Source organism: Candidatus Pelagibacter sp., from assembly GCF_052049935.1.
GTDB lineage: Bacteria > Pseudomonadota > Alphaproteobacteria > Pelagibacterales > Pelagibacteraceae > Pelagibacter.
In genome coordinates, this window is sequence record NZ_JBNGZA010000007.1 from 1 (window position 1) to 12,865 (window position 12,865).

Sequence of the window (12,865 nt, forward strand, 5' to 3'; positions counted from 1 at the left end):
ATATATGACGGATAAAAAAATATAAATTTATCAATATTAAATATTTTAAATAATTTTTTCCCTTTATAATTATCTAATGCTCCATGTGAAATGCCCAATGTTAGGATAAAGGATAAACAAATAATAGGGGATATGTTTTTTACTTGTAGGTAGAAGCATACGAAAGTTAATAAATTAATTATTAAAAAAAATAATAAAGAATGATTTAGATTAATTTTACTAATTTTATTATTCATTTTATTTAAATAAAGCTTTAATAAATATTATTTTCGGCATTTTTAAAATAACAGATATATCCTCTAGAAGATTACTCTTGTTTGATAAAAAATTTATTACTTTTTTCGATTCTACTTCAAACAATTTAAAAAATATCTCTGGCATTAATTTTGGATTATCTTTTAATACACGAATAAAAATTTCATCTAAGAAATGATATTTCTTTCCAATAGTATATTTTTTTTTATTTTTTATTTTTTCAAGATTTTCTCGAATATATTTTGAATGCTCTTGAATATTAAGAAAAGTATATCCTGTGCTTAATCTAGTCATGCCGCCAGCAGTTCCTATATTGATTTCATTATTTTTAGTAGAATTTATTTGTTTAAATAAAGGAATAGCACCTTTCTCTTTAAATATGATTTTGTAGTCTTTAATTTTCAATTTTTTTTCTAGATATTCTTTAATTTGATTTTCGTAATCCATTATGTTTTCATTATTCAAACTAGATAACCATGTAGTTTCTATTAGGGCTTTATTTTTGGAAAAAGGCAAAGTGTAGTAGAAGTGAACACTATTGCGCTGATCACAATCAAAATCCATGAGATTAAAAATTTTATCATCAAAAGTATCTTTGGGTGTTTCTATTTCAACACCAAAAAAATGTTGCCACAATCTATCTTTGAATTCACCTTTATTAGGCACGCTATTAAATATTAAACTTCGTTCGGTATTAATTTCATTTATATCTTTAAAGAATGAAATATTTGAGTTTGATTTTAAATTAGAAATTATTTTCTTATAAAAAATTTCACTATTTACAGTTTGATAAGGGGTATCATCACATTTTAGATGATGCATTTTTCCTTTAATGTTTACTGTAAAATTGGACCAATTTTTTATTACACAGTCATCAAAATTATGATTGATAGTTTTCCAAAATGACCAATTTTTGTCTCTATCGTAAATTTGCCTAGGCTCTACAATTGCTAGTGTTTTTTTCTCGAGTTTTTGATTTTGATTTAATTCATAGGCTAATGATAAACCTGCACAACCAGCACCTTTTATTACGTAATCAAATTCTTTCATTAATATTTATCTCTTCTTCAATTAAATCATGATTATGATCAATTATATCATTATTTAATGTTGTTAATTTAACCAGATCAAAAATAGAAAGGAGTGTTTCTAGAATTTTTTCATAATTATTAACGAAAATTTTTCCTGAATTTTTATATTCCTCAAAGGTTTTAATCTTTATTATTTTGTGGCCTATTTTTCGATAAATACGTCTTGCAACAATTATTGAAAACCTGAGAGACAATGGAATTTTTTTCATTGCGTAGAAAGAATTATCATAAAATTTATCAGCAAAAAAAATTGTAGATTTAATTGTTTCTAAATTAGCATTAATATAACTTCTATTGTTAATTTCATCTTCTATAACATCTCTTGATATATTTGTTAACTGCATGGCTATACCTAAGTTAATTGCTGATCTTAAAGAATTTTTGTCCTCTACTTTAAGAATTTTTGCCATCATTAATCCCACAGTTCCAGCAACTCTATAAGAATAGATTAACAATTCTTTTTTTGAATTTAATTTAACTTCTTCTTTAATATCTGAATGAATTCCATCAAAAAGATCATCAATTATTTTTGGAGAAATGTTAAATTTTTCAATTAAACCCCACATATTTTTAATTATGGAATTGTTTTGATCTTTTTTATTAAAAGCTTCCTTGAATTCATAAAAAATTTTATTTTTTAATTCTAAAGAATTTTGATCATCTGCAATATTGTCAGCCGTTCTGCAAAAATCATATAATTTTGAGCAATCTAAATAAGTGTTTTTTGGTAAAAAGAAACCTGCCCAATTAAATGATTTGGCATAAATAGATAAATAATTTTTATTCATTATAAAATTTTATCAAGAACTTTAGCAGATGATAATACACCAGGGACGCCTGCTCCAGGATGCGTTCCAGCACCCACAAAATATAATCCATTAAAAATTTCAGATTTATTATGAAATCTGAAGTAGGCTGATTGAGTAAATTTTGGCTGAATTGAAAAACCTGAACCGTATTTAGTATTTAGTTCTTTTTCAAAATAATCAGGTGTTAAATAAAAATCTTCAATAATATTATTTTTTAAATTAGGCATTAATTGTTTTTCCATTTTTTCAATTACCAAATTTTTCATTTTTTCACCTTCAATATTCCAATCAATATTTGATTGATTATTTGGAACTGGCACTAATACGTAAAAACAATCATATCCCTCTGGAGCCATAGATTTATCTGTTGCTGTAGGTCTATGTAAGTAATAGCTAATGTCATTATTTAACTTCTTTCGATTAAATATATCATCAAGATGTTCTTTGTATTTATTTCCAAATTTAATCGTATGATGTTCAACATTGTCATATATTTTTTTTGTTCCAAAATAATAAACAAATAGACCCATAGAATATTCCATCCTGTTTTTTTTCCATTTAAAAAAATTTGTAAAATTTTTTTTATTCAAAAGTTTCTCATAAACTGCAGGTGGATCAGCATTACAAATTACATTTTGACAATCAATATTTGTTCCATCATCTAAAATTACACCTTGGATATTTTTTCCCTGAGATTTTATCTCACTTACTTCATGACCTTTAATAATTTTTATTCCAACCTCATTCATTAGTTTTTCAAAACCTTTAATGATATTTCCAGTACCCCCAATAGAATAATGAATTCCCCATTTTTTTTCTAAGTAGAGTATCAGTCCATATATAGAAGTTGTTGTAAATGGATTGCCGCCAACCAAAAGAGGGTGCATACTTAGCATTCGTCTTAACTTTTCATTTTTGATATATGACGAGACTAGCGAGTAAACTGATTTATAGCTTTTAAGATTTAATAAAGCAGGTAATTGCTTCATCATAAAGATTGGTTTTTCAAAAGGAACATCGGCCAATTCAAGGAAGCCTTTGTTAAAAATTTTTTTAGTAAATTCTACTAATTTTTCATAACCACCAACATCTTGAGGATTTAATTTTTCAATTTGATTTTTCATATCCTCTTCATTTCCTGAATAATTAAACTTTGTGTCATCCTCAAATATGAATTGATACCAAGTTTTAAGAGGAGTAATTTTTATATAATCTTCGGGTTTCTTATTAAAGATTTCAAATAATTCATTTATTAAATAAGGTGCTGTAATTACAGTTGGTCCAGCATCATATGTAAATCCATTTTTTTTGAATACACGAGCTCTGCCGCCTAAATCTTCATGTTTTTCAATTAAAATAACATTATGATTTTTAGCCTTTAGTCTGAGGGCTGTTGCAATTCCGCCAAATCCAGATCCAATTACTACTGAGTTCATATCAGCAATCTATAGTTTTTTTTTTAAATTGTAAGCGATTATGAATTAATTTTTTTTAATTCTTCTTTAGTTTCATCTAGGTTTTTTTGAAACAAAGTATCTAATTTTGAAGAGTCAACTGATGTAGTAATGATTTTCTTAACAGAATCGACAGCTATTTTGACAGATGCATCTCTTATTTCTTTTAGTGCAGCTTTTTTCATCTGATCTATTTTATTTTCAGCCAAGTTTTTTTTAATTTCTGAAGATCTGTGAAATTTATCATTTAAATCAATGATTAATTTATCACTCTCTTTCTTTGCTTGCTCAATAATTTCATTGCTAACATTTTGCGCTGTATCAAGTTTTTTTTGCGCGTTATCTAATAGGGTTTTAGCTTCTGTTCTAAGTTTTTCACTTTCATCAATTTCGTTTCTAATTTCTGATATCAAATTATTTAGCACTTCATTAATTTTTTGAGGAACTTTTAAATAGAATAATCCTGCAAAAAAGATAACGAATGATACTGCTACCCAAAACGTTGCATCAATTGCCATAATATTTATCTCCATTTCTTTTAGATAAATCATCAACAATTGCTGAGATACTACTTGCGTTTACATCGGCACCAATTAATTTTTTAACTAATTCTGATGAAGTATTTATTGCAATTTTGTTTATTTTTTCAGGTGCGTTTTTTCTTAAAGCACTTATTTCATCTTCAGCTTTTTTTATTTCTTCGTCTAACTGCTTATCCAAAGTTTCTCTTTTAGATGTAATATCTTTTTGAACTTTTTCTCTAGCTTGGGCCAAAATATTTTTTGCCTCTATTTTACTTTTAGCTACTAGATCATCAAATTCTTTAATCTTAAGTTCACTTTCTTTTCTTTGCTTATCAGCAGACTCAATATTTTCCAGAATTTGTGATTTTCGAGATTCTAAGTTTGCACTTATTTTTGGAAGTATCAATTTTGACAACACAATCAAGAGTGTTCCAAATGTAAGTATTAACCAAAAAATTTGTGAAACCCAAAATTCTGGATTCAGCTGAGGCATACCTCCACTCTCAGCTGCGTAAGCTTCCACAGTTAGGAAGCTTAAAAATATTAAGTTAAGAAATATTTTTTTTACCATCAAATTTAAAATGCAAATAAGATGATTAACGCAACTACTAATCCAAATAATCCTGTTGCTTCCGCTAATGCGAAACCTAAAAGTAGATTAGGAAACTGTTTTTGAGCTGCAGATGGATTTCTCATTGCACCTGATAAATAATTTCCAAAAATTATACCAATACCTACACCAGCACCTGCTAAAGCTATTGCTGCAAGTCCTGCTCCGATCATTTTTGCTGCTTCTAATTCCATTATATCCTCCTTGTTTTAATGGTGTAAATTTAATGCATCATTTAAATAGATGCAGGTTAAGATTGCAAAAACATATGCTTGAAGAAAAGCAACTAAGATCTCCAAACCAGTTAATGCAACCGAAAAACTTAGTGGAAGCCATCCACCAACAACTCCGAGACTTATTACAAAGCCACCGAAAACTTTCATCATAGTATGACCAGCCATCATGTTAGCAAATAATCTAACAGACAAACTTATTGGTCGACTTAAATAAGAAATAATTTCAATAACAACAATCAATGGCAAGAGTACAGCTGGCACACCACTAGGTACAAATAACTTCAAATAACCAAGACCATGCTTAATAAATCCAATAACCGTAACTCCCACAAATATAAAAGCTGCTAATAAAAATGTAACAATGATATGACTTGTTACTGTAAAAGTGTAAGGGATCATTCCAAACATGTTGCAGAACAAGACAAACATAAATAGTGAAAAAATAAATGCAAAATATGGTTTTCCTTTGGATCCAGCTGTATCGCTAATCATTTTAGATACAAATGTATAACTTAGCTCAGCTAGTAACTGTATTTTATTAGGTATCAGAGAATTCTTTTTTGATCCGAGATTAAAGACAACTAATATTGCTAACGTGCTGATTATCATAAACAAACTTGCGTTTGTAAATGAGATATCAAAACTTCCTATTTTTATTTCGGGCCCAATTCTATAAACTTCGAATTGAGACATTGGATTTGCTGCCATTGTCTAAAACTTTATTTTTGCATGTTTTTTGCGGATCTTATTACATTAGTTATGCCTGCAATGACACCCACAAAAAAAAATATTATTATTAACCAGGGCTTAGTACCAAAGGTCTTGTCTAAAATAAACCCAATAATTGTCCCAACAGCTACTGCAGATACAAGTTCGGTACTTAATTTAAACGCAGTACCAATGGGTGATGTTTTTCCCTCTTTTTCGGACTTATTTTTCTTTAAAAACTTTGATTTTGCAATTTCAAGGCGAGTTTTGAGAGGGTCCTCTGCCATTCTATCTAAGCAACCATACTTTCAGCTTTTTGTAGATCCACAGCAACAAGTTGGCTAATCCCTTTTTCTGGCATAGTCACACCATATAGTCTGTTCATTTTAGACATTGTTAGAGCGTGGTGTGTTACAATTATAAATTTTGTATTTGTAATATTAATTAGCTCCTCTAACAAACCACAAAATCTTGTAACGTTCGCATCATCTAGGGGCGCATCAACTTCATCTAAAACACATATTGGAGATGGATTTGTAAGAAAAACTGCAAATATTAATGAAAGAGCTGTTAAGGCTTGTTCTCCACCAGACAAAAGTGTAATCGACTGTAATCTTTTACCTGGAGGACTAACTAACATTTCTAAGCCTGCTTCAAGAGGATCATCGCTATCAACCAATTCAAGTTTTGCATTACCTCCATTGAAAAGTTTTGTATAAACTTCATTAAATTTTCTATTTACTTTTTCAAAAGCCTCCAACAATCTTTCTCTTCCTTTTTGATTAAGTTCATTAATACTCTCTTTTAGCTTGATTATTGCTGTCACAAGATCAGCTCTGTCTTGCTCCATTTTTTTAATTTCTGTTTCATATTTACTTGTTTCCTCGTCAGCTTTTAAATTAACAGATCCAAATTTTTCTCTTTCTTGCTTCTTTTTATCAAGCAAATCTTCTTGCACTACAGGATCAGGTAATTCTTCAACACCAAATAAGTTTGAATTTTCTAGAATATTATCTTCACTCAAGCTTAACTCAGAATTAACTCTATCTAAAAGATCATTTTTTCTTTTTTTTAATCCTTCAATTGTTGCACCTGAGCTTGCCTTTCTCTCCCTAATTTGAATTGAGTCTTCTTGAATCTTATTAAGTTCAGATCTTAAATTTTCAATTTTTTCGTCAGTATCACTGATAATTTTTTCATTATCTTGCTTTTCTTTTTCTGAAATTCTTAAACTTTCATTTATCTGACCTTTTTTTTCTGCTTGAATTTCAGGTTGATTATCTAATTCATTTAACTGATTTGATAATTTACTTTTTCTTTCAGTTAGCTCACTAATCATTTTATTAGAATTAGTTAATAAGTTAATCCAGCTTTCTATTTCAGTTTCAATTGTCTTAATTCTTTCATTTCTTTTTAAAGACTCTTTCTTGATTGATTGATTTTTACTAAAGCTATCAGTGTACTTACCTTGAAGAATTTTTATTTGCTCATTTTTGTTATTTAGCACAGACAGTCTTTTTTTGCTTTCTTCATCACCTAGATTTTTTAAAAAATCATTCAGTTCAATTTTGCATCTATCTAATAAGGTTAGTGCTTGATTGAGTTCATTTTCATTTATCAAAGATTTAATTTTATCAATATTTTCTTCAACACTTTTAACCTGGTTTACATTTATATTTATATTTCCATCTGCAAATGTTTTAATTATTTCATTTGCTTGCTTTTGTTCCTCATCTAATTCAGTTTTTGCTTTTTCTAATTCCTCATTAGACAGTTTTTCTGTTTCAAAATATTTTGAGTCTATTTCTATTAATTCATTTTTTTCTTCTTTAAGTCTTTTTTCATTAGAATTTGCATCTACAACAATTCCTTTTTCTCTTATTATATCTTCATCAATTATTTGAAGAGATTTTTTAATTGAACCTATTTCTTCCTGAATTCTTAAATTTTCTTCATCTAAACTTTGAAGTTCTAAATTAAGTCTTTGTATTTTTGACAAATTTTCAATATTTTTTTCTCTTAGTGGATTTACCTTATCAGTTTCAGTCTTTATCTGAATTTCTAATTCATTAATTTTTTTATTAAATCCATCAACTTCACTTTCAGCTTCAGTGTTGATTTCATTCTCAACTCTTATTTCTTTTTCTATATCTAAAAGTTTCAAATAATATAAGCCTGCCTCAATTTTTTTTATTTCCTCAGAAATTAATTTATATTTTGTTGCTTCTTCTGCTTGCTTTTGCAAGTTTGCTAATTGTTTTTCCTGTTGTCTTCTCAATTCATCAGCTCTTTTCAAATTATTTTCAGCCGCACCAAGTCTTAATTCAGCTTCATGTCTTCTTACATGCAGTCCTGAAATGCCGGCTGCCTCCTCAAGTATTGCTCTTCTATCAGTAGGTTTTGCTGTTACCAGAGCTCCAATTCTTCCTTGGCTGATCATAGAAGGCGAGTGCGCTCCAGTAGAAAGGTCTGCAAAAAACATTTGAGCATCCCTTGCTCTCACTTCTTTATCATTAATATAAAATTTTGATCCTTTATCTTTTTCAATTTTTCTTCTTATGTGAATCTCACTCAGCTCTCTATATTGAATTGGCCCTTCATTTTTTTCATTATTTACTGTGATTGAAACTTCAGCAATATTTTTTGATGGTTTATTTGATGTTCCTGAAAAAATTACATCTTCCATTCCGGAGCCACGCATACTTTTTGCAGAAGTTTCTCCCATTACCCATCTTAACGACTCTACAATGTTTGATTTTCCACATCCATTTGGTCCAACTATTCCAGTCAAACCTTCCTCGATTAAAAAGTTTGTCTTATCAGCAAATGATTTAAATCCATTTAATTGGATTTTTTTAAACTCCATGAGCTAACTTATATCATTTTTTCTAATGATTTTTTTAAATTTTTATAATTAAGAGATTTTTCAAACTTTTCGTTGTTGATAATAATCGTGGGAGTAGCATTTACTTTAAATTCTTTAGATCCTTCGATTCGATCATTTAGAACAAAGTCTTCAATTCGTTTATCTGTAATACATCTTTTAAAGTCTATGTTTATTCCTTGTTCTTCAATAAATTTCTTTAAGTTATCATTTGCCTCACTAGCGTTATTTCCTTTTACCCATTTTTGTTGATTGGCATATAAAGTTTCTAAAATTTCTGAGTTTCCATCATTTCTACATTGCGCAATTTTAGAAGCGTTGAAGGCTATAATATCCAAAGGAAAATGTCTGAATTCAATTTTTACTAAACCGGTATCAATAAATTCTTTCTTTAATTGTGGGTAAACATTTTTATGAAAGTTTGCACAATGACTACAAGTTAGTGACTCATAAGCTATTATAGTTATCTTAGCATCTTCATTACCAACTTTAATTCTGTTTATTTCACTTGCAGAAACGCTATTGATTATAAATGTTATTGCTATGAAGAATATTGATTGGATAATTTTTTTCATTTTTCTCTAAATACTCTGGTTAATTCTGCTAAAGATTTTTTTAATTTGTCATTTTTAACATCTTTGATTTTTTCTTTAAATTTATTATTTGTCACATTTATTGTTTGAGTTTCTACATTTGAAATTTCAGTTTCATCATTAAAACTTGTGAATTTTAGTTTTTCGACCACAGAATATCCAAAAAAATTATTCATCTTATCCATTATTTCCTGTTTTGAGTATTCAACATCTACCTCATGACCCCTTTTTACCATGATGACTAATGTGCTAACTCCAAACCTGTTTGAATTTTTAAATGATTTTGGATAGCAATATTTAAACAACTCATCTCCAACTATGTATTTCCAATTATTTAATGTTTCAGAATAAATATGACCTTTTTTATCAATTATTTTTTTAATTTTTTTTGGCAAAGTGTCTCTAAAAGATCTTAAACCTTGAATGGAAGAATTTCTCTGCTTAAAGTTTTTATTGTATTGCATATGATAGAGTCGATGATATCAAAAAAAATTCTGAAATGGTATGATTTAAATAAAAGAGATTTGCCGTGGCGAAAAAAGTGTTCCAAATCAAAAAAAGAATATTACACACTTATAAGTGAATTTATGTTGCAACAAACACAAGTTGCAACTGTGATCCCATATTTTAATAGATTTATCAAAATATTACCAACGATTGAAAAATTATCAAAAGTTGATAATTCAAAATTATTTAAATTGTGGGAGGGGCTAGGTTACTATTCAAGAGCTAGGAATCTAAAAAAAACAGCACAAGTTATTGTAAAAAAATATAATAAAAAAATTCCAAACAATTTCGAAGATCTTCTCTCTTTACCAGGTATTGGTAATTATACTGCAAGCGCAATTTTATCTATTGGTTTTAATAAACCTTATATTCCTTTAGATGGAAACATAGAGAGAGTACTTAAAAGATATCTTTTATTAAAAAAAGAAAATCAAATCACCAAAGAGTACTTAAATAGGACAAAATCAATATTTGGAACAACAAGACGTTCAAGTGATTACGCACAAGCACTGATGGAATTAGGAGCAACAATTTGCAAACCTTTTAACCCTGTATGTGATATGTGCCCTATAAACCATAATTGTAAAGCGTTGATAAAAAAAGATTTTACTTTGAAAAAAATCCTAAAAAAAAATAAAAAAAAATTTTTCGTAGTTAATGTTCATAAAAAAAATAATAAATATTTTCTAATAAAAAATAATACATTTAATTTTTTGAGAAATTTAAAGATATTTCCAATGAAGGAAGTGCGATATGATAAAAGATTTAAAAAACATTTAAACATTAAATTATCAAATATGGATATGGCTATTCAAATTAAAAAAACAGAGAAAAAACAAAATTCTCCTGTTCATTACTGGATTGATCCAAAAAAAATTGAAGAAATTGTTCTTCCATCTTTTACAAAAAGAATATTGAAAGAATTGGAAACAATATGAAGAAAATTGCAATTATTGGAGCTGGAATATCTGGATTGTATTTAGCAAATATTTTTAAACAAAACTCTGACTTTAAGGTTTTATTGTTTGAAAAAAATGAAGAAATAAATTTGGATGATGGTTATGGGATACAGCTATCTAATAATAGTGTTAAATTATTAAATTATATTGGATTTGATCAATTAGATAATAGTCAAAAATTTTTTCCAGATAATCTAGATTTTTACTCAATAGATAATCCTGATAAGATTTGTGATCTAAATATTTCAAAATTTAATTCTGCTAATAATAAATATACAACAATAAAAAGATCATCATTAATTAAGTTTTTAATTAGCAAAATTTTAAAAGATGATATTTTTTATGGTCATGATATTTCAAAAATTGATTTGAAAGAAGATAAAATAGAGCTTTCATTTTCAAATGAATATTCAGAAAAATTTGATTACTTAATTATTGCTGATGGTGTATTTTCAAAAAGTTCTTCATTAATTTCAAATTCAAAAAACTCTTTAAAATTTAATAATTCAGTAGCTATAAGAGGAACTATAAATAGAGATAAAATTGAAAAAATAAATTTTCAAAATATCTCTTTATTCCTTGGCGCTAATTTTCACTACGTAATTTATCCAACATCAGAAAATGAAGATTTAAACTTTATTGGTATTTTAAGAAAAAATTTAAACAAAGATCGATTAAAAAACTATCAACAATTCAATTCCTCAGATTTTGTTGATGAAATAGTTTCTGAAATTCCTCCAACATACAATCAGATAATTCATAAATTAGATAATTTAAAATGTTTTCCAGTATTTATTACTGATGAAATTTTACATCTAAATAACAAAAATATTTTTACTGTAGGAGATGCTTTTTTTGCTTTCCCTCCATCTTTTGCTCAAGGCGCTTCTCAATCAATTGAAGGGTCTCATGAACTTTTTCAAAACTTTTCAATAAATGAAACAGAAAAATATTTTCCTAGAAGGCTACAAAAAACAAAAATGGTAAATAAGCGTTCAAAATTTAACCAATTTGCTTTCCATCTATCAAATCCGCTATTTATTTTAACAAGAAACTTAATTATGAAAAGACTAGTAAAAAATGAAAAATTTTTAGAAAGTTACTTAGGTAAAATTTATGATAATTAATTTTTAGGAATTAATCTTTGTCTTAAATGATCTAAGGGTACAATATTACCATTCATATTATAATGCCAATAAGTCCACCCATTACAGCTTTCAGCTCCTAAAATAGTTGCTGCTACTTTATGGATTGATCCTTCAGCTTGTTGATGTTTGATACTTCCATCAGCCATAATTTTTGCATTAATTTTCTTTTTATTATCAAATATTATCGTACCCGGTTTTATTATTCCAAGTTCAACTAATGAGCCAAATGGAATTCTTGGTTTTGATCTGTTGTTTTTTAATGTATCTAAGAAATCATCTTCTATCGGTTTTATATCCTTAAGTCTTTGTTCAACAGCTTTGAAATAAGTTTTTTCTTTTTCTATACCATAATATTTTCTACCTAATTTTTTGGCAACCGCAGCTGTTGTGCCTGATCCTAAAAAGGGATCTAAAACCAAATCATTTTTGTTTGTAGTGGCTAATAATATTCTATGAAGTAAAGCCTCTGGCTTTTGAGTTGAATGTATTTTCTTACCATTTTTTTTTAATCTTTCTGTACCACTACAAATTGGCAGGTTCCAATTTGATCTCATTTGAAGATCATCATTTAAACATTTAAGAGACTGATAATTAAATGTGTATTTTGATTTTTCTGATTTTGATGCCCAAATTAATGTTTCATGAGCATTAGTAAATCTTGTGCCTCTAAAGTTTGGCATTGGATTATTTTTGTTCCAAATTACATCATTAAGTATCCAAAATCCGAGGTTTTGAATTGTATATCCAACTCTAAAAATATTGTGATAACTCCCGATTACCCAAATAGCTCCATTTTTTTTTAGAACTCTTTTGCATTCACTCAACCATTCAAATGTAAATTCATCATATTTTCTGAAATTTTCAAATTGGTCCCATTTGTCATTAACTGCACTAACTTTCGATTGATCAGGTCTGCTTAGTTCATTTTTAAGTTGTAAATTGTAAGGAGGGTCAGCAAAAACTAAATCAAAAGTTTCGTCAGGAATTTTTTTTAATTCCTTTAAACTATCACCATTTACAATTTTACTTTTTGCTTCAAAATTCATTTTGTATAAGTGAAAGTAGACTCCAAAAAGATTCTGTGGTC

General features: G+C 27.7%; 14 protein-coding genes. 2 read left to right on the forward strand and 12 right to left on the reverse strand.

The features are described 5' to 3' along the window. Positions 1-237: 237 nt before the first annotated feature. From ACTT90_RS04240 to ACTT90_RS04290, 11 genes are read right to left on the reverse strand one after another with little or no spacing between them, the layout of a single operon-like run. Positions 238-1,305 carry a lycopene cyclase family protein gene (locus ACTT90_RS04240; protein WP_440937595.1) on the reverse strand — a complete coding sequence of 356 codons (1,068 nt, stop codon included), beginning with the start codon at positions 1,303-1,305 and terminating at the stop codon, positions 238-240. Then, entirely contained in the window at positions 1,292-2,134 is an 843-nt protein-coding gene (locus tag ACTT90_RS04245) for a phytoene/squalene synthase family protein (RefSeq protein ID WP_440937596.1), read from the reverse strand. The genes ACTT90_RS04240 and ACTT90_RS04245 overlap by 14 nt, the downstream gene beginning before the upstream one ends. Then, on the reverse strand, positions 2,134-3,591 hold the full coding sequence (crtI, locus tag ACTT90_RS04250) for a phytoene desaturase family protein (protein WP_440937597.1): 1,458 nt from the start codon (positions 3,589-3,591) through the stop codon (positions 2,134-2,136). The genes ACTT90_RS04245 and crtI overlap by 1 nt, the downstream gene beginning before the upstream one ends. Positions 3,592-3,629: 38 nt before the next feature. Further along, positions 3,630-4,127, reverse strand: a complete 498-nt coding sequence (locus ACTT90_RS04255) for a F0F1 ATP synthase subunit B family protein (RefSeq protein WP_014952738.1) — start codon at positions 4,125-4,127, stop codon at positions 3,630-3,632. Beyond that, the gene (locus ACTT90_RS04260; protein WP_440937598.1) at positions 4,117-4,704 is read right to left on the reverse strand and encodes a F0F1 ATP synthase subunit B family protein; all 588 of its coding nucleotides are present in this window, start codon (positions 4,702-4,704) and stop codon (positions 4,117-4,119) included. The genes ACTT90_RS04255 and ACTT90_RS04260 overlap by 11 nt, the downstream gene beginning before the upstream one ends. Positions 4,705-4,709: 5 nt before the next feature. After that, a complete protein-coding gene (locus ACTT90_RS04265; RefSeq protein WP_006997791.1) occupies positions 4,710-4,937 on the reverse strand; it encodes a F0F1 ATP synthase subunit C in 228 nt (75 codons plus the stop codon). A gap of 15 nt (positions 4,938-4,952) precedes the next feature. After that, positions 4,953-5,687: a F0F1 ATP synthase subunit A gene (locus ACTT90_RS04270; RefSeq protein WP_440937599.1), complete on the reverse strand. Its 735-nt coding sequence runs from the start codon at positions 5,685-5,687 to the stop codon at positions 4,953-4,955. Between the two features lie 11 nt (positions 5,688-5,698). Further along, positions 5,699-5,974 (reverse strand): AtpZ/AtpI family protein, encoded by a 276-nt coding sequence (locus tag ACTT90_RS04275; RefSeq protein WP_440937600.1) that lies wholly within the window; start codon positions 5,972-5,974, stop codon positions 5,699-5,701. Between the two features lie 5 nt (positions 5,975-5,979). After that, a complete protein-coding gene (locus tag ACTT90_RS04280) occupies positions 5,980-8,553 on the reverse strand; it encodes a chromosome segregation SMC family protein (RefSeq protein WP_440937601.1) in 2,574 nt (857 codons plus the stop codon). Positions 8,554-8,561: 8 nt separating this feature from the next. After that, positions 8,562-9,146, reverse strand: coding sequence for a thioredoxin domain-containing protein (locus ACTT90_RS04285; RefSeq protein ID WP_014952743.1), 585 nt, complete (start codon positions 9,144-9,146; stop codon positions 8,562-8,564). After that, positions 9,143-9,628: a DUF721 domain-containing protein gene (locus ACTT90_RS04290; RefSeq protein WP_440937602.1), complete on the reverse strand. Its 486-nt coding sequence runs from the start codon at positions 9,626-9,628 to the stop codon at positions 9,143-9,145. The genes ACTT90_RS04285 and ACTT90_RS04290 overlap by 4 nt, the downstream gene beginning before the upstream one ends. Before the next feature lie 12 nt (positions 9,629-9,640). Between ACTT90_RS04290 and ACTT90_RS04295 the strand changes: the two genes are divergently transcribed. Together ACTT90_RS04295 and ACTT90_RS04300 are read left to right on the forward strand one after the other, a co-directional pair. Then, positions 9,641-10,609: an A/G-specific adenine glycosylase gene (locus ACTT90_RS04295; protein WP_440937603.1), complete on the forward strand. Its 969-nt coding sequence runs from the start codon at positions 9,641-9,643 to the stop codon at positions 10,607-10,609. Then, on the forward strand, positions 10,606-11,757 hold the full coding sequence (locus tag ACTT90_RS04300) for an NAD(P)-binding protein (RefSeq protein WP_440937604.1): 1,152 nt from the start codon (positions 10,606-10,608) through the stop codon (positions 11,755-11,757). Before ACTT90_RS04295 ends, ACTT90_RS04300 begins: the two co-directional genes overlap by 4 nt. Here ACTT90_RS04300 and ACTT90_RS04305 read toward each other — a convergent pair. Next, a complete protein-coding gene (locus ACTT90_RS04305) occupies positions 11,754-12,824 on the reverse strand; it encodes a site-specific DNA-methyltransferase (protein ID WP_440937605.1) in 1,071 nt (356 codons plus the stop codon). The genes ACTT90_RS04300 and ACTT90_RS04305 overlap by 4 nt on opposite strands. Between the last annotated feature and the right edge of the window lie 41 nt (positions 12,825-12,865).